This is a genomic window from Pseudoalteromonas sp. T1lg22, from assembly GCF_002964645.1.
Classification (GTDB): Bacteria; Pseudomonadota; Gammaproteobacteria; order Enterobacterales; family Alteromonadaceae; genus Pseudoalteromonas.
This window is the reverse complement of record NZ_PQBY01000006.1, coordinates 519,740-535,826: the sequence shown is the minus strand read 5'-3', so window position 1 is coordinate 535,826 and position 16,087 is coordinate 519,740. Positions and strand designations below refer to the sequence as shown.

Here is a 16,087-nt window from a genome sequence, read left to right as displayed (position 1 = left end):
GAATGCTATGACCAGAAAGAAAAAGTCACGCAAAGTCATTAATAATGGCACCGCGCGCTTAAGTAAAGACAAATTAAGAGAGCTTCGTGCGCTAAAAGAGCTGCGCGCCAAGAAAAAGACCAAGGGTGCCCAGGCGGGTAACCGTAACTCCCAGCTACTGAAGGTGGAAACCACAGAGGCCAAGGGCAGTGCCAGCGGTGATAATCGCGTTGGCAGTAAAAAGCCGGTAAGCCTGACCCCTGAGGTCGCGACGGCGCAACCGCAAAAGCCGCAGGTACGTAAAGATCTGAAACCACAAGCGGTACTTAGCACCTACAAAGAGCCGGAGTTGACGCCTGAACAAGAATTGGAGCAGTTAGAGTCCGATGAGCGTCTGTTGGCCTTGATCGACCGTCACGACAATGGCGAGATCCTGCAAGGTAAAGATGCTAAGTACTTTAATGCCAAGGTTGAGCGTCATCAGCAGCTATGTGAAATCCTCGGTTTGGATGATGACGACTTCGAGGATGATGAAGACTTGCTTGATGACTATATGAATGACTCTCTGGCCAATGAATGGCTTGATGACGAGGACGAAAAATGAGTGGCCCCTGGATCATAGCTCTAATTTTTGGCGCCTTGATCATTGCCGCCCTGGCTTTTTATGCCGGTCGCTTATTGTGGCAGGTGCGTGAGCAAAATCAGCGCTTGGCAAAACAACAGGCCGAATACGCAAAAAAACGTGCCGCCCGTAACGCCAAACTGAGCGATAGCATTAACCTGATCGCCAGGGCGATGAAAGAGGGGCAGTGCGAATACTCAGAGGGTTGCTTGCGAGTATGGGTGTTGATGAGCCAACACAGCAAGGCGCAGGAAGCTAACCTGGAAGAGGAATATCCGGGTGTGTTTGCCATGTATGAGGCGGTGAAAGACTTGCCGACTCATGAGGCCCGCAAGAAGTACTCGAAAAAGGAAATTTTTAAGCAGGACAGTGCCCGCTGGCGTAAAGAGCAGGAGCTTGAAGAGCAGATCCTGGCCGACAGCGAAAAGCTGGTCATGCATTTTGATGCAGACCCAAATAGCAAACACGTATTTATGTAGCTATTTGTGCCATACATGGCAAGCATGTTCACAAAAAAAGCCGCCTCTTGGCGGCTTTTTGCTGTCTAGCGTTTTCAGATCACCCGCGAGAAGCGCTGCTGATTGAGCTGGTTTTGCAGGTAAGCATCGAAACACATGCAGATGATGCGAATAAAGAGTACGCCAGAGGCGTTAATGCTTATGATATCGTCCTCGATAGTGAGCATATCGTCGTCGATAAAGCCCTGTAGCTGTGCTAATTCAGCGGCAAAATGCTCTTTAAAATCGAAGTCATAGCGCTTTGAAAATGCCGCCATATCGAGCTCGAAGTGGCAAATAAGCTGCTTGATCACCGCCGCCCTTAGCTCGTCTTCTGCACTTAAGTGGATTTCCTTGCAGGCGCTGAGCTGGTTTTGCTCTAAAGCCCCATAGTAGCTTTTCAGCTCTTTTTGGTTTTGGATGATATGTCCGTGTAATTGCGAAATGGCCGACACCCCAAGGCCGAGTAAGGGCAGATCGCCACCCAAGGTGTAACCCTGGAAATTGCGATGCAGATGTCCTTCGCGCTGGGCTATGGCGAGCTCATCGTCCTTCTTGGCAAAGTGGTCCATGCCGATAAATTGATAATCTGCCGCTATCATGTGCTCCAGAGTTTGTTTAAACATGGTGAGTTTGGCCGTGGCATCGGGCAGATCGGCGTCTTTGATCTTACGCTGTGCGGCGAAAAGGTCCGGCAGGTGCGCATAGTTAAATACCGATACCCGATCCGGGCCTATATCCAATAGGCGCTCAATGGAGATGGCAAAGGATTCGGGCGTTTGCAGCGGCAGGCCATAGATCATATCCACATTAACCGAATTAAAGCCCACTTCTTTAGCGCGGCGCACCAAGGCCTCGACCTCACTGGCACATTGCGGGCGGTTGACCGCCAGTTGTACCTCATCATTAAAGTCCTGGACGCCGAATGAGATGCGGTTAAAGCCCAGCTGCTGCAATTCATCGATGCGTTCCAGAGGCAAATCTCTGGGGTCAACCTCTATGCTGCGCTCGCCATCTTGGGCGAACTGAAAGTGCTGGTCAAGCATGGCCATTAAACGTGCCATCTGCGCTGTGTCTAGGAAGGTAGGTGTACCACCGCCTAAATGCAGTTGCTGTACGTTTAAGTGGCGACAATGCTCGCTCAGCAGGGCCATTTCTTTACCCAGATAATCCAGATACAAATCGGCTTTATGCTGATGGCGGGTAACTACCTTGTTGCAGCCGCAGTAGTAGCACAGCTGATGACAGAAGGGGATATGAATATACAGGGATAATCCGCCGCTGGGGCATCGCTGTAAGGCTTGCACCAGGGTTTGCGTATTGGCCCCGGGCTGCAACTGTAAGGCCGTTGGGTAAGAGGTGTATCTTGGCCCGGAGACATTGTATTTGTTGATTAGCTGGCTTTGCCATTGCACTTGTTTGATCACGACGCATATCCACTTTGGTTAATGATAAGAAGCAGTGTAAATAAAAGTCCCTGGCTGCTTGTTGATCTGCAGCAATAATTGGGGCTCTTGTTTGCTTTGTGGCGGCAATAGTATGATGTGCATAAACCCTATTCAGATATGCTGTACGACTTGGGTTCTGCAGCAAATGGTGGCAATAAATGGATAAGAAACTAGTGATAATCGGAGCCGGTTGGCTCGGTGAGGCCTTGGCACAAGCTGCTCTGGCTCAGGGCTGGCAGGTAGAGGCTACACACAGAGAGCTGGGGCCCCAAGCCCATGAGCGCCAGTTTGCACTGCAAGATGACGGCACCCTGGTACATAATGTCTCGCTCACCGATGCTTATTGGGTATGCGCCATGAGCCCGGGCGCCCGACGCCAACCCAGTAATTATCAGCAAAGTCTGAAACAGGCCTTGGCCCTCTCTCAAGAACTTAAGGGCAAAGGCTTTGTGTTGTGCTCCAGTACCGGGATTTATGATCAACAAAATGGCCAGTATGATGAGCACAGTGCGTTAACGCTGGAAACAGCGCGTCAGCAAGGGCTGAGCGAGGCGGAACAAGTTGCGTTGGCATGCGGTGCCAAGGTCTTGCGTTTAGGTGGCTTGGTTGGGCCGCAGCGGGAGCCCGGCCGCTTTGTTGCCGGTAAAACCTTATCCTCCCATGCTGAGGATGTAGTCAATATGGTGCATCGCGATGATGTAATAGCCGGCATTCTGACCTTGATTCAACACTATACACAAGCGCAGCCTATTTATAATTTGGTACACCCAAGCCACCCATCAAAACAGGATTACTACCGTGGGCATTGCCAGCGTTTGGGAAGTGAAATGCCACAATTTAGCGCCGAAAAGGCGGTGGCGCGAGTGATAAATGGCAACGCCATCCAGGCCCTTGGCTTTACCTACAGCCGCGATATCTAAGGTGCGCAGCAAAGCGCAAAGGCAAGTGCAAAGATAATTGCACAATTAACTTAACAGTCTCGGCAAACGCAGGTTTTATGTCGCGCCTATAAATTTTGCGCTGCCCACGGGCGCTGTGTAACATGGCGCATATTTTCTTGTCTATACAAGTAGGGCTAATTTTGGAGAACCGCATGCAAATTGATCAGGTTATTATTGATGCCAATATCGCGACCATGGTTGCATCAGAAAACGATGACTACGGTATTATCGAAAATGGCGCCGTATTGCTAAGCGGCGATAAGATCGCTTGGGTGGGCCCCATGGCTGAGATGCCACAAGTGGATCTGCTGTCGTTACCCGTGTACTCCGCTGGCGGTGCCTGGTTGACGCCTGGCTTGGTTGACTGTCACACCCATATTATCTTCGGTGGAAATCGCTCTCAGGAGTTTGAGCGTCGTCTGCAGGGCGAAAGCTACGAAAGCATCGCTCAACAAGGCGGCGGTATTGCCACCACGGTACGCGCCACGCGTGCGGCCGAGCCACAAGAGCTTTTTACCAAAGCCAAGCAGCGTCTTGATGCACTTATGCGTGAGGGTGTTACCACGGTGGAAACCAAGTCGGGCTATGGTCTGGATTTGGCCAGCGAGATTAAGTTGCTGGAAGTGGCAGCGCTGCTTCAGGAGCACCACCCAGTGCATATCGAAAGCACTTTCTTGGGTGCTCATGCTCTGCCACCTGAGTACAAGGGCGATGCCGATGGTTATATCGACCTGGTATGCGAGCAGATGCTGCCGGCGGTAGCGCAGCAAAAACTAGCCACCGCGGTTGACGTATTTTGTGAAAATGTCGGTTTTAATCAGGCACAGACCGAGCGCGTATTTAAACGTGCCAAAGAGCTGGGTTTTAATGTAAAGCTACACGCCGAGCAGTTATCTAACATGCATGGCACGGCCTTGGCCGCGCGTTATCAGGCATTGTCGGCGGATCACCTGGAGCACCTAGATGAAGCAGGTGTGAAGACGATGAAGGACGCAGACATGGTTGCCGTGCTGTTGCCAGGGGCCTTTTACTACCTGCGTGAAACCAAGTACCCACCTATCGAGCTATTGCAGCGCTATGAGGTGCCTATTGCCATTGCTACCGATTTCAACCCGGGCACTTCGCCCCTGTGTTCGCTGCAATTAATGATGAATATGGCCTGCACCCTGTTCCGCTTAACGCCAGGGCAAAGCCTGCTCGGAGTAACGCGATATGCTGCTAAGGCTCTGGGTCTGAATGACCGTGGTCAGTTGGCTGCTAATATGCGTGCCGACATCGCCTTATGGGATATTGAACACCCATCGCAATTAAGTTATGAATTCGGTACAAATCCGTTGAAAAAGCTTTGGATTCAGGGGGTATTAAGTAAGGCTTTTTAATCATAAGTGACTAAATCCTAAGTGGCCGGGATCTCGGCCACTCACACAGTGATAATAAAAACTTATGATAACCAGTATTCATCTTGGTGCCTTTATTTGTGGCTTATTTATAATGGCCTTATTGATCAGCCTGGTGTTGATCAGCGAACGTAAAGACGGCATCAGTGCGATGTGCTATTCGCTCGCGGGATTGGCCTATGTCGGTGGTCAATGGCATGTCGCCAGCGGTATTTTAATTTTAGTCTTTACCGCACGTTGGTGGTGGTTTTACCGCCATCAAGCACCTCAAATACTGCAGGTGCGGGGCGCACTAGTGGCCCTGCAATTACTGGTTGTTACACTCAATCTGGTGTGGCCATTGCATTTTTCCTGGCTGTGCATCCTGCCTTTGATATTGCAAGTTATGGCCTTTATGGAACTGGAAGGCAACGATGATGAACAGCTGTTAAAGGCTCAGCATAATGAACTAAATGCCCGCAGCCTGCCCGTTATTTCCTGGGGCCAGGCGGTTACTCAATATAACCTGTGGCGCCAAAAGAATAATCATCAGGTTGCCCTCTTGCTATTACAGGTAGAAGGCTATGAGCAGTTAAATCGCTCACTAGGTCAGGAGTTTGCTGAACTGGTTTTGATGCAAAGTCTGGCGCGTATTAATAAGGTGGCAGCGCAGCCAAGCGTTTTGAATCTGCAGCTGCGAGAGCAGTTTGCCATTGAAGTTTTTCAGGTCGCGCCTCTGTGTTATGGCCTGGTGATAGATATCAGTCCGGACAGTCATTGCCATGAGCGTCTAGCCGAAGACATAGCAGCGGTGCTGCAAAAACCCTTTAATTCTCGTCACGGGGTGGTGGAGCTTAAGCCACATATCGCCCTAAGTACCGGTATGGCCGGTGACACTTCGTTGGATGATTTACTACAGCAGGGCTACAGGGCCATCGAATTTCATCCACAGCAACGTATTTGCCATTATCATGACTCGCTTGAGCAGCAGGCTGCCGCTCATCAGCAGCAACTACGCTTGCTGAGCGCGGTAGACTTTGAGCGAGACTTCTCTTTGTATTTCCAACCGGTGATTGGTCTAGAAGAGAATAAGCCCCTTTATGCTGAATTACTGCTGCGCTGGCAGCATCCGGAGCGTGGCATGGTTGAAGCGAAAGACTTTATCCGCGATTTACGTGCCGTGGGCCGAGGTTATAAGCTGGCCTTCCATGTGCTTGAGCGCGCGGCCGAAATGGCTAAGGGACTGAAGATGGAAGGCCTGGGCATGCCGGTGAGCGTCAATCTCTTCGGTGAAGAAATACTGCACGATGAGTTTGTTGAGTTTGCCGGCCGTATTCTGCGTGAACACAGGCTAAAGGCGGGAGATTTAATTATCGAATGTCCGCTGACGGTGCTTATGTCTCTGGATAAGCGCGGCTTGGCTTTATTGACCCGTTTGCATCAGAAGGGGATACACTTGTGTCTGGATGGCATGGGTGAAACACCGTTGTTCTTGGCCAAATTGCCGAAGATCAATCTCGAATACGTTAAAGTTGACCCAAGTCTGACTGCTGATGTCGACTACACCAGTAACAACAAAGCGCTGTTAAACGGCTTAATCGATATGCACCGCCACCTAAATGCCCAAGTGATTTGTCAGGGCGTTGGCACAACGACGCAATTAAGCTATGTAAAAGAGTTTAATGTGCAAGGGGCTCAGGGTTATGTGTTTACCCACCCCTTGCCGGCAGATGGCTTATTGAGCTGGACACGTCAATGGCAGCAAAAAGTGGAACAGCAAAGCGCCCCTAGCTGGTAGAGGCGCTCAAATGCTTAGCTCAGGCTCTTAGCTGTGGTAGCGAGCGCGTAAAAAGGCGATCACTAAAGCGCTAAGCAGTTGCCCGGCGGCATTAAAGCCGGCGCTAAGGCCATTAGGATCCTGACTCGGCGCCGCTTCACATAAATGCAAATAGGCCACATCGCTGTCGCAGGTGGCGTTATAAACATATTGCTCGGCATCATTCAAAGACATACCACGATAATTTAAGGCGCTGGCCGGTGCCAAAGTAATGGCATCTATATCCAGCTCTATGGCCAATGGTGCTTGGTGGGTAAAGCTGTCCAGGGCGTCATTAACACTTTCCACAATCGAGGTTTGTGCCAACACCTTAAGGCTGTGATAGCTGGTGTAGGTGCTTTGATGCTGCGCCATAGCCGCTAGGATGGCAGCATTATTCTTTTGCTGATCCAGCGCCACCACATGATAGTGCTTAAGGTAACCTTCTGTCGCCGCGTAGTGGAAACCATTGCCGCTATGGCGACCTTCAAGGGCGCGGAAATCGCCGTGTGGATCAAGGTTTATGGCATTAACAGCTGTATTGTAATGCTTGGCGCTGGCCGCCAGCAGTGGGTAGCAATTGTTATGGCCACCGCCAATAACTATGGGCGTCAGCCCAGCCTCGAAAATGGCGGTAATAACCGGCTCGATGCGCTGGTCCAGTTCGCCGCATAAGGTGCGTAACTTCGCCAAATCGTCGGCATTACCGTTATCGAGGGCCTGACTTTGCTGTTGTAAGTCGGCACAGTCGACCTCACCGAGTAGTAAGACGTCCTGCACCGGGGTAAACTCATTCACCGGGATATTGAGGAACTTCGACAAAAAGGCACGAAAACCTTGGTCTGCGCCGCCTTTGCCGAGATTGGCTCTAGGGCCTATGTCTTCGGGAATGCCGACAACGACATAGCGAATACCGAAATCTTTGGCGTCTTTTAGCGCCTGGCTAAATTCCACCTCGGTATCGAGCAGGGCAATGCTCTGAAATACTCGCTGCTCGGCGCTGCGGGCGGCGACTAAATCGGCAATGCTCTGTTCGTCATAGATATTAACTGCATATTCCATAGCGGCATTAATCGTTTAGGCCAATAAGCTCATCGTCCTCGACATATTCGAGTTCAAGCTCCTCGGCGGAGATAATAATACCAGTGCTATCGGCGTAGAGATAATCATCTTCATAGAAGGAAACGCCGGCGAAATTAACCGGAACGCCTTCTTCGCCAGGGGCGAGGTTATCGGCGGCCACGGGAATGGAGGCAATGGCTTGAATGCCCAGCTCCAATTCTTCGAGCTCATCGACATGACGCACGGCACCATAGACAATGATCCCTTCCCAATTGTTTTCCACCGCAAGTTCCGCCAGTTCTATGTCGATTAGGGCGCGACGGGTTGAACCACCGCCATCGACTAAGAGTACCGAATTGGTACCGTCTTGTTGCAAAACTTCGCGAATAAGCTGGTTACTTTCAAAACACTTGATGGTGCGAATACGCCCGCAAAAGGCGCCGCGGCCACCAAAATTAATGAACATAGGTTCGAGTACATCGACTACATCAGCAAAGTGATCACACAGTTCAGAGGTACTATATTCCATCGGACTCTCCTAGAGACTTTGTTGTCTCAAGTATACCTAGGTTATGGGGCTTAGCAAGCTAAGGTATTGACCTATAAAGAGCAACAAAAAAGTTAGACATATTACTGTCTAAAAAACGTCATGTATCTGTTATTTTTGCTGACTATATTCAAAGCTATGAACATATTTCAGGCGAAAGAGCATGATACTTGCGCAATTGGATCGTTTTGATCGGGCGTTATTTAAGGTGTTGTTTCGAGCTAGGTACCGGCGTTGGCAGCATCATGGCATTCGTTTGATGTCGCGATCCGGCGACGGCATCTTGTATGCTTTGTTTGGACTTTATTTGTTGATTTACAGCACGCCGGAGCAAATTACCTTGCTGCTGGTCTTGCTGCTTGGTTATGCCATTGAGCGGCCTATCTACTTTTTCACCAAAAACCTGTTCCAGCGTGTCCGTCCCTGTGATGTGTTAACCCGTTATGCCCATATTCGTCCCAGTGATAAATTTAGTCTGCCCTCGGGGCACAGTGCCGGGGCCTGGGTATTTGCGGTGATTGTTGGTCATTTTTATCCGCAGCTTGCACCCTATTTATATGCTTGGGCAACACTGGTGGCCTGCTCACGGGTGTTTCTCGGGGTGCATTACCCGTTAGACATAGTTTTAGGCTCGTTACTTGGGTACGGCTGCGCCGTATTTGCATTACTTATCACAGGGATTTTATGAAGATTCTTTATGGCGTACAAGGCACAGGGAATGGCCATACCACCCGCGCTCGGGTGATGGCAAAGGCATTTGCCAAGGCTGGTGTGGAAGTAGATTATTTGTTTTCCGGGCGCAGTCGCGACCAATATTTTGATATGCAGGAGTTTGGCTCTTTCCAGGCCCGTCAAGGCTTAACCTTTGTTACCGAACGTGGCCGTGTAAATGGTTTAAAAACGCTGAAAAATGCCAAGGTGTGCGAGCTAATTAAAGATATACGCGAGCTAAACCTTAAGCAGTATGATTTGGTGATGAACGACTTCGAGCCTGTTACTGCCTGGGCCGCCAAGCGCCAAAAGGTACCCGTGGTGGGCATGAGTCATCAGGCCGCGTTTCTCTCGAACAGTGTGCCTGTGACCGGCGACAACATACTTACTAAGGCCATGATACGTAACTTTGCGCCCGCCGATGTTTACCTGGGCGTGCACTGGCAGCCTTTTGATGACTCCATTATTCCGCCTTTTATTGAGCATGCCGGGCCGGTCGACAGCGAATATGTGGATAACAAGGTGTTGGTTTATCTACCCTTTGAAGATCTCGATGAGGTTATTGCCTATCTCAAGGACTTCCCGGGCAAGGAGTTTTATTGCTACCACCCCAAAGCGGAAGATAGATCCGAGGCCCATATCCATTTACGTAAACCGTCCAGGCTGGGTTTTTTACGGGATCTGGCCAGTGCCAGTGGTGTTATTGCTAATGCCGGTTTTGAATTGTCGAGCGAAGCCCTGACCCTAGGTAAAAAACTGCTGTTGAAACCTCTTAACGGTCAGTTTGAACAGCACTCTAATGCCCTGACTCTGCAAAATATGGAACGCGCCCATGTGATGCATTTTCTGGATCAGGACGCCCTCGATGATTGGCTTAATATGGATAAAAAAGAGCGCATCAACTTCCCTCATGATCCGGCGCCACTTATTTCCTGGCTGATGGCGGGACAATGGCAGGATAGACAAAGGCTGAATCAGCAACTCTGGCAGGGCGTGCTCTAGCTCTTTATTGCTCGAACTAGTTTTGTTACTGCTCTTCACTGAACACAAAAAAGCCGCAGATGCGACTTTTTTAATGCTTGTGTATCGTGCCTTTCACTTAGGGAGTGACGCGAATAGCAATGCTGGCATCGCGCTGGGCATTGGCCGCTTTTAAGCGCTCAAGGTAGGTTTGCCAGAGTTGCTCGGCATGGCTGCAAAGCTCGGCAAGGTAACCAAAGCTATAGAGCCCACTTTGGTGGCCATCATCAAAGTGCAGGCGTACCGCGTAGTGGCCAATGGCCTCAATTTCACCGATAGCCACCGCCTTTTTATTGGTTACCAGCTTTGGCGGCCCCTGATGATGCCCCTGCACCTCGGCAGAGGGCGAGTGCACGCGCAAAAACTCGGCGCTTAGACTTACCTGCTCGCCATTATCAAAATGAATATCCAATACCTTGGTACGGCGATGATAATGTAACGTCTTGACCAGCATACTGTTCCCTTAAAACAAAGAAGGGGCGCAAGGCCCCTACGCTTATAGAATAAAGCGACTTAAGTCTTCATCCTGAACCAGGTTACCCAGATGCTGGTTAACGTAATCGCCATCCACGATTAGGGTTGTACCGGCTTTATCACTGGCCTCGAAGGAGATCTCCTCCATCAGACGCTCCATCACAGTATGCAGACGACGGGCACCGATATTTTCGGTCTTCTCATTAACCTGCCACGCGGCCTGAGCAATGCTTTCAATGGCATCCTCGGTAAATTCAACACTCACCTCTTCGGTGTTTAGCAGGGCGATTTGTTGCTCCGTTAATGACGCATGAGGCTCGGTGAGAATGCGCTTAAAGTCGTTCGCGCTTAGTGCATCAAGCTCGACACGAATCGGCAGACGACCCTGGAGTTCTGGGATCAGATCCGACGGTCTAGCCATTTGGAATGCACCCGATGCAATAAACAGGATATGGTCGGTTTTTACCATGCCGTACTTGGTGCTCACCGTAGAGCCCTCGATAAGAGGTAGCAGATCGCGCTGTACGCCTTCACGGCTTACATCCGGACCACTGCTCTCACCACGTTTACAGATCTTGTCGATTTCGTCTAGGAAGACGATGCCGTTTTGCTCAACTGCATCAATGGCCAGCTCTTTCACATCTTCTAGGTTTACCAATTTCGCCGCTTCTTCTTCAACCAGGAGCTTAAAGGCTTCCTTGATCTTCAGCTTGCGCTTTTTGGTTTTGCCGCCAGACATGTTTTGGAACATGCTCTGTAGCTGATTGGTCATCTCTTCCATGCCTGGAGGCGCCATGATCTCAACGTTGGCACCTTGCTCGGCAATATCGATCTCAATTTCTTTGTCATCCAGCTGGCCTTCGCGCAGCTTTTTACGGAATGCTTGGCGCGTTGAGTTGTTCTCGCTTGGCTGTGTTTCACCCCAGCTGTCTTTTGCCGGTGGTAACAGGGTATCAAGAATGCGCTCTTCGGCCGCTTCTTCGGCGCGGAAGCTGTGCTTCTTAGCCTGTTGGTCGCGAACCATTTTAAAGGCAATTTCGACCAAATCGCGAATAATCGTCTCAACTTCCTTACCAACATAGCCCACTTCGGTGAATTTAGTGGCTTCAACCTTTAAGAAAGGAGCATTGGCAAGCTTGGCCAAACGGCGGGCAATTTCTGTTTTACCCACACCGGTTGGACCTATCATAGGATGTTTTTTGGGGTCACTTCCTGGCGCAGGGCTTCATCAAGCTGCATCCGGCGCCAGCGGTTTCTAAGGGCGATGGCGACGGCCTTTTTGGCATTAGCTTGACCAATAATGTGCTGATCAAGTTCATGGACGATTTCTCTGGGAGTCATGGCTGACATGGCTGCTCCTTAATTACAATTCTTCAATGGTTTGGAAGTTGTTAGTGAATACGCAAATATCACCGGCTATCTTAAGGCTCTTTTCAACGATTTCTCGTGCTGATAGCTCGGTATTCTCTAACAGTGCAATAGCTGCGGCTTGGGCAAAGTTGCCGCCGCTGCCGATGGCGATAAGGTCGTGCTCGGGTTGTACCACGTCGCCATTACCGGTAATGATCAGTGAGGCTGTTTCATCGGCTACCGCCAACAGGGCTTCAAGGCGTCTGAGAGCACGGTCGCTGCGCCAGTCTTTGGCCATTTCCACCGCTGCCTTGGTCAGATTTCCCTGATACATTTCCAGCTTGGCTTCAAAACGCTCAAACAGGGTGAAGGCGTCTGCTGTGCCACCGGCAAAACCGGCGATCACCTTGCCGTTAAACAAGCGGCGTACCTTGCGGGCGTTACCCTTCATTACCGTGTTGCCAAGGGAAACTTGGCCGTCGCCGCCAATAACGACTTTGCCTTCGCGGCGTACAGAAACTATCGTAGTCATGTGAATCCTTTGCCCCAAATCAAACTGGGCTTTGCTGAGTCTAATAGCGAGGAAGTATGGGCGAGGTTCGGGGATTTCAAGGTATAATACCAATTCACTTGAATAGCTAAGCATTCTAGCGGGCTAAATATCATGCTCACGGCGTTGGAATTGGTATAAGGCGAAAACCCCGCAGATTGGCTGTGTTTTTGCTGGGGGCTGAGACTTATTGCCACAGCCAGATGCCACAGCCCATGATTTTGGCTTGGCGTTTTAGTTTGTTTTTATCACTCTCGGCACCGCGCTTGGTGGCGTATGGGCCTAAGCGTACTTTATACCAGACACCGTTAGTGCCTTCGGTATGACGGATTTCGGCGACCAGGCCGGTGAAGGCAATTTTCGCTTTTAAGGTTTCCGCCTGAGCATAGGTTCTAAATGAACCGCACTGCATAACGTAAGGGCCTTTTTGCTCAACTTCTTTGACCTCAACCTCTATCTCGGCCTGCTTTATCTCATTGATAAACTCCGGTGTTTCCGGTTTGTTTATAATGGCTTTCGGCTCTTGCTTGGGCGGTTGCTTTACCTGTTCCACGGCTTGTGGGTCGGCATTATTCTTGATATACCACAGGCCATAACCAAAGCCCGCGAATAAAATAATGGCGGCGATAATTAGCAAGATAGGCAGCTTCCTTTTCGGCGGTGCTTTTTTCTTAGCACCGCGCTGGGGTCTTTTGCGATTTATGTAGTCGTGTTGAGCCATACCTGTGTGTTGCTTCTCTTTACATCATATCTATAGGGTCAATGTCTAAGTTCCAGCGCACCTTTTGTGCCAGCTTATGCGAACCTAGGTAATCGATAAGTTGTGCCACAAAGGCGTGTAATGCGCCTCGATCGGCACCCTGAATATGCAGCTGGTATCTAAATTTACCAGCAACGCGCTCCATGGGGGCGGGGATCGGCCCCAATAATTGTATCTTAGGGATGCGGGTTGCGGGAACTAAATCCGTTAAAAAACGAAGTACTAGCGATAAATCGTGGGCTTCGGCGCGTAATAAGGCCAAATGACTATAAGGTGGCAGCTCAGTTTCCTGTCGTTCCTGCAGGGCGTAGCGGGCAAAATGTTGATAACCGTTATTAACCAGATCCTGCAATAGCGGATGTTCGGGAAAGTGGGTTTGCAATAAGACTGTGCCCGGCTCACCGCTTCGACCCGCACGCCCGGCCACTTGGGTAAGCAACTGCGCCAGATGTTCGGTGGCGCGAAAATCGCAGGAATGCAGTCCGGCATCGACATCGAGAATAATCACCAGGCTGACGTCGGCAAAGTGGTGACCCTTGGCGAGCATTTGCGTGCCCACTAAAATACGGGCGCCGCCTTGGTTGATACGTTCGAGCTCTTCTTCCAAACTTCCTTTCTTACGGGTTGAGTCCCTGTCTATGCGGCTGATGGCAACGTCAGGGAACTGGGTCGTTAAGGCTTCTTCCAGTTGCTCCGTGCCCAGGCCTACCGGGTGTATCTGTGTGCTGCCGCAGTCCGGGCATTGCATCGGTGGCGGCGTTTGTTCGCCACAGTGGTGGCAGACCAGTCGGCGCATGGATTTATGATAGGTGGCGCTGGTGCTGCAACGGGGGCAGTCGCTAAGCCAGCCACATTCGTGACAGATAAGCGAAGGTGAAAAGCCGCGGCGGTTTAGAAACACCATGACCTGCTTTTGGCGGCTTAGCTCTTTTTGCATATAGGCCAGGCTGGCATGGCTTAAACCCGCCTGCAGATATTGGCCCTTGATATCGATAAGCTCAAAGTGGTTATCGCTGCTGGTTTGGGCGCGCTGGGTTAATGACAGCAAGTGGTATTTGCCCTCAATTGCCCGGTGAAGGGTTTCCAACGCCGGTGTGGCACTGCCTAAAACCAGCGGAATATTATGTTGTTGGGCGCGATAGGCGCTCAGATCGCGGGCATGGTAACGCAGGCTGTCTTGTTGTTTGAATGAGGCGTCGTGCTCCTCATCGACTATGATCATGCCCAAGGATAAAAACGGCATAAAAATGGCCGAGCGAGTACCTATGACTATGGCGCAGCTGCCTTTTTGGCAAAAGCGCCAGGTTTGCAGGCGCTCGTTATCGGTCAGTGCCGAGTGCCAGAGCATAATAGGAGTGTCGGGGAAGCGGCGGCGAAAACGGTTAACCGTTTGCGGCGTCAGGCCGATTTCCGGCACCAGTACCAGCGCCTGTTTCCCCTGTTTTATCACTTCTTCCAGGCATTGCAGGTAGACTTCGGTTTTTCCGCTGCCGGTGACGCCCTCGAGTAAAAAGCTGGTAAAGCCCGAGCTTTGATTGATGGCGCTGCAGGCCACCGCCTGCTCGGCGTTAAGTCGTGGCTTGCTTGCTACCTTTATTTCATTGTCCCGCCAATGACTGGAAAATTCGATGCTTATCTCGGCCAGGTCTTTACTAACTAGGGCATCGATAGTGGCCTTGGTAAAGCCCAGGGCTTTTACCTCGGTTACCGGCGATTTACCGGACTGTGCTAACTGCGACATCAGCGACTGTTGTTTTTTCGCCCTTAAGGTGGGTAAGGCGCGGCCCTTTTCGGTAAGCTGAATATAGTTAATGCTGGTTTTATCTATGTCGTCGCCCTGGCGCAGCGCCTTAGGCAGAGCGGTAAAAATAGTCTCACCTAGGGGGTAGTGATAATAACGGGCGGTAAACTTCAGCAATTGTATATGAGTGGCGTCGATAATAGGGGCGCTATCAAGCACCCCAAGCACCGCCTTAACCTTGTCTTTGGGTAGTTCAGTTCTGGCCTTACGAGCCAAGACCAAGGCGGTCACTTGGCGGTTAGCAAAGGGCACAGAAACCCGCATACCGGGTTCAAGGCTTGCCGCCAGCTTAGGGTCGACCAGGTAGTCAAAGCTGCGGTGCAGAGGCACCTTGATTGCCACTTCCACATAGCATTCTTCCTGAGTTGGCAATAGGTCGGTTTGTAGGGCGCTTGGTAAAGACGACAAGGGTGAACTCACAGCATCAGACATGCTGTTAATGTACTAAATTCATGGCAAGGTGAATAGCGGCAATTAATGCTTGAACATTAAACAGGAGTTCAATAAAATACGCGGCCTTAAGGGTGCTGAGCGAATATTATTGGTCTTGGCACATTGAAACTAACGCGTATGGTGCCGAACTTCGGGTTTGGAGAGCGATACGGCCTATTTAGAGGTAATCCCCATGAAAGAAGGTATCCACCCTAAGTACGAAGCAATCAATGCAACGTGCTCTTGTGGCAACAAGTTCGAAACTCGTTCAACTTTGTGTAAAGACATTCACCTTGACGTATGTTCAGAGTGTCACCCTTTCTACACTGGTAAGCAGAAGATTCTTGACACAGGTGGTCGTGTTGACCGCTTCAATAAGCGTTTCGGTGCGCTTAGCAGCAAGAAGTAATTCATTGCTTATTAGAAAAAAGCACCCTAGGGTGCTTTTTTTGTGCCTCTTACTTTTTACGGCACCTATCCAATACCAATTCTGTCTTCTACATAGAAAAATTCCAACACCGTGAGCATGATATTTAGCCCGCTAGAAGTAAGTGAATTGGTATCCTATCCTGTTTACTCTCTGATCGCTTGATTAACACAATTACTCTGGTCCATTCCCAGTATTGATATAAGCCATTTTGCATTTACTCTTTGTAAAGGTATTAATGAAAAGCGGCGATAATGCAGCTAAAAAGCATGAA

The 16,087-nt window shown here is 50.3% G+C and carries 15 protein-coding genes and 1 pseudogene; 8 read left to right on the top strand and 8 right to left on the bottom strand.

What is annotated here, in order from left to right:
• Positions 1–7 precede the first annotated feature (7 nt).
• Positions 8–583, top strand: a complete 576-nt coding sequence (yihI, locus tag C2M24_RS04705; protein WP_105213469.1) for a Der GTPase-activating protein YihI — start codon at positions 8–10, stop codon at positions 581–583.
• The gene (locus C2M24_RS04700; RefSeq protein ID WP_105213468.1) at positions 580–1,080 is read left to right on the top strand and encodes a DUF2489 domain-containing protein; all 501 of its coding nucleotides are present in this window, start codon (positions 580–582) and stop codon (positions 1,078–1,080) included. Before yihI ends, C2M24_RS04700 begins: the two co-directional genes overlap by 4 nt.
• Before the next feature lie 74 nt (positions 1,081–1,154).
• On the opposite strand, the gene hemN is transcribed toward C2M24_RS04700, so the two are convergent.
• Positions 1,155–2,525: an oxygen-independent coproporphyrinogen III oxidase gene (gene hemN, locus C2M24_RS04695; RefSeq protein ID WP_105213467.1), complete on the bottom strand. Its 1,371-nt coding sequence runs from the start codon at positions 2,523–2,525 to the stop codon at positions 1,155–1,157.
• Between the two features lie 179 nt (positions 2,526–2,704).
• Between hemN and C2M24_RS04690 the strand changes: the two genes are divergently transcribed.
• From C2M24_RS04690 to C2M24_RS04680, 3 genes are all read left to right on the top strand, one after another.
• A complete protein-coding gene (locus C2M24_RS04690; protein ID WP_105213466.1) occupies positions 2,705–3,466 on the top strand; it encodes an NADP-binding protein in 762 nt (253 codons plus the stop codon).
• Positions 3,467–3,639: 173 nt separating this feature from the next.
• Positions 3,640–4,866 carry an imidazolonepropionase gene (gene hutI, locus C2M24_RS04685; protein WP_105213465.1) on the top strand — a complete coding sequence of 409 codons (1,227 nt, stop codon included), beginning with the start codon at positions 3,640–3,642 and terminating at the stop codon, positions 4,864–4,866.
• A 64-nt stretch (positions 4,867–4,930) separates the two neighbouring features.
• Complete coding sequence (locus tag C2M24_RS04680; protein WP_105213464.1) at positions 4,931–6,661, top strand: EAL domain-containing protein; 1,731 nt, start codon at positions 4,931–4,933, stop codon at positions 6,659–6,661.
• Between the two features lie 27 nt (positions 6,662–6,688).
• On the opposite strand, the gene C2M24_RS04675 is transcribed toward C2M24_RS04680, so the two are convergent.
• Both C2M24_RS04675 and rraA read right to left on the bottom strand, forming a co-directional pair.
• A complete protein-coding gene (locus C2M24_RS04675; protein WP_105213463.1) occupies positions 6,689–7,741 on the bottom strand; it encodes a formimidoylglutamase in 1,053 nt (350 codons plus the stop codon).
• A 7-nt stretch (positions 7,742–7,748) separates the two neighbouring features.
• Positions 7,749–8,270, bottom strand: coding sequence for a ribonuclease E activity regulator RraA (gene rraA / locus C2M24_RS04670; RefSeq protein ID WP_105199332.1), 522 nt, complete (start codon positions 8,268–8,270; stop codon positions 7,749–7,751).
• 181 nt (positions 8,271–8,451) lie between these two features.
• Between rraA and C2M24_RS04665 the strand changes: the two genes are divergently transcribed.
• Together C2M24_RS04665 and C2M24_RS04660 are read left to right on the top strand one after the other, a co-directional pair.
• On the top strand, positions 8,452–8,976 hold the full coding sequence (locus tag C2M24_RS04665; protein WP_105199333.1) for a phosphatase PAP2 family protein: 525 nt from the start codon (positions 8,452–8,454) through the stop codon (positions 8,974–8,976).
• Positions 8,973–10,001, top strand: coding sequence for an MJ1255/VC2487 family glycosyltransferase (locus tag C2M24_RS04660; RefSeq protein ID WP_105199334.1), 1,029 nt, complete (start codon positions 8,973–8,975; stop codon positions 9,999–10,001). The genes C2M24_RS04665 and C2M24_RS04660 overlap by 4 nt, the downstream gene beginning before the upstream one ends.
• Before the next feature lie 97 nt (positions 10,002–10,098).
• On the opposite strand, the gene C2M24_RS04655 is transcribed toward C2M24_RS04660, so the two are convergent.
• The 5 genes and pseudogenes from C2M24_RS04655 to priA all read right to left on the bottom strand — a co-directional run bounded on the left by C2M24_RS04655 (position 10,099) and on the right by priA (position 15,386).
• Positions 10,099–10,473 (bottom strand): gamma-butyrobetaine hydroxylase-like domain-containing protein, encoded by a 375-nt coding sequence (locus C2M24_RS04655; RefSeq protein ID WP_105199335.1) that lies wholly within the window; start codon positions 10,471–10,473, stop codon positions 10,099–10,101.
• 42 nt (positions 10,474–10,515) lie between these two features.
• Positions 10,516–11,843, bottom strand: a pseudogene (gene hslU, locus C2M24_RS04650) (HslU--HslV peptidase ATPase subunit).
• Positions 11,844–11,856: 13 nt separating this feature from the next.
• Positions 11,857–12,375 carry an ATP-dependent protease subunit HslV gene (gene hslV / locus C2M24_RS04645; protein WP_105199337.1) on the bottom strand — a complete coding sequence of 173 codons (519 nt, stop codon included), beginning with the start codon at positions 12,373–12,375 and terminating at the stop codon, positions 11,857–11,859.
• 205 nt (positions 12,376–12,580) lie between these two features.
• Entirely contained in the window at positions 12,581–13,114 is a 534-nt protein-coding gene (locus C2M24_RS04640) for an SPOR domain-containing protein (RefSeq protein ID WP_105213462.1), read from the bottom strand.
• 19 nt (positions 13,115–13,133) lie between these two features.
• Positions 13,134–15,386 carry a primosomal protein N' gene (priA, locus tag C2M24_RS04635; RefSeq protein ID WP_105213461.1) on the bottom strand — a complete coding sequence of 751 codons (2,253 nt, stop codon included), beginning with the start codon at positions 15,384–15,386 and terminating at the stop codon, positions 13,134–13,136.
• 193 nt (positions 15,387–15,579) lie between these two features.
• On the opposite strand from priA, the gene rpmE reads away from it, so the two are divergent.
• Positions 15,580–15,795 carry a 50S ribosomal protein L31 gene (rpmE, locus tag C2M24_RS04630; RefSeq protein WP_105188542.1) on the top strand — a complete coding sequence of 72 codons (216 nt, stop codon included), beginning with the start codon at positions 15,580–15,582 and terminating at the stop codon, positions 15,793–15,795.
• Positions 15,796–16,087: the final 292 nt, after the last annotated feature.